The following is a 919-nucleotide window of genomic DNA, read 5'->3' as shown; positions in this document are numbered from 1 at the left end:
TTCGATCTGCCCTACTATGTCGTGGTTCTGATGGAGGTGACCAAACTGTACCTCAAGAATCAGCAGGAAGCGCAATCGCGGGTGGTGTCTTCCCAAAGACCCGGTCCCCGGGTGATTCGTCCGGGGGAATTGTCTGTGATCCAGCACGAGGGCCAGTCCTTTTAAAGCATGGTGAAGTGGGATTCAAAACCCTTCACGAAGTTTTTTTGAAAGAGGTACACTCACGCCATAAGCGCGTTGCACGTCAGATTTGAATTCGCCGGATATGATTTCACCGGCGCTTGCCAAGTTGCAAGGAGAAGTTGCAGCCTTGACCAAGGAAACTGGAAAATGACTGAAAACACTGAGAACATCATCCTCGAACACCTCAAGCGCTTTCAGGCAGGCCAAGACCGAATTGAGCGCAAGTTGGAGGAACTCATGCGACGTATCAGCAATCTGGAAGGCGGGCAAGTTTCGATCATCCAACACCTCGACCATCTTTCTGCTGCAGATGCGTAGCGGCAGGTCGCCTCAGACGGCTTCAATCTGCGACTTTGAGCGCATCGAGCGGCGGCTGGAACTCGTCTAACGACCGCTGAAGAACAGTTCCCCCCATGCAGAAGTTGCGACGGGGGAAAGTTCGTATCACCATGGTTTCTGCAAGGCAGCGACCAGATTCGTCACATAGGCCTTCATGCAGAATTTTGACTTGTACGTTGCATTTGCATTGGCCCCGAGTTTTTCCATGAGACTATGCTCACTGAGCAGTCGTTGTATGGCCTCTCGTAACTCGATGACGTTACCCTTTTCTACCAGAAGTGACTCGATGCCTTCGGTGACATATTCCTCGACGGTAGGGGTGCGGGTGATGATGGTGGGTTTGGAGAAGGCCATGGCCTGGATCAGTACCATTTGCCCCGCTGAAATATCGTCGACC

General features: G+C 52.2%; 2 protein-coding genes. One reads left to right on the top strand and one right to left on the bottom strand.

From position 1 onward, the window contains the following. The first annotated feature begins 330 nt into the window (after window positions 1–330). On the top strand, window positions 331–501 hold the full coding sequence (locus M6F29_RS11860) for a hypothetical protein (protein ID WP_298160175.1): 171 nt from the start codon (window positions 331–333) through the stop codon (window positions 499–501). Window positions 502–627: 126 nt separating this feature from the next. On the opposite strand, the gene M6F29_RS11855 is transcribed toward M6F29_RS11860, so the two are convergent. Then, a partial coding sequence (locus tag M6F29_RS11855; RefSeq protein ID WP_298160172.1) for a glycosyltransferase occupies window positions 628–919 on the bottom strand: 292 nt, incomplete at its 5' end.

It is taken from the genome of Ferrovum sp. (assembly GCF_027317285.1).
In the GTDB taxonomy this organism is placed as follows: Bacteria; Pseudomonadota; Gammaproteobacteria; order Burkholderiales; family Ferrovaceae; genus Ferrovum.
The sequence above is the reverse complement of the archived record's forward strand: the minus strand, read 5'-3'. Positions and strand labels throughout refer to the sequence as shown.

What these genes read in the sequence shown, in the direction of transcription:
- M6F29_RS11860 (WP_298160175.1), top strand. Translation starts at nt 331, where the DNA reads ATGACTGAAAACACTGAGAACATCATCCTCGAACACCTCAAGCGCTTT.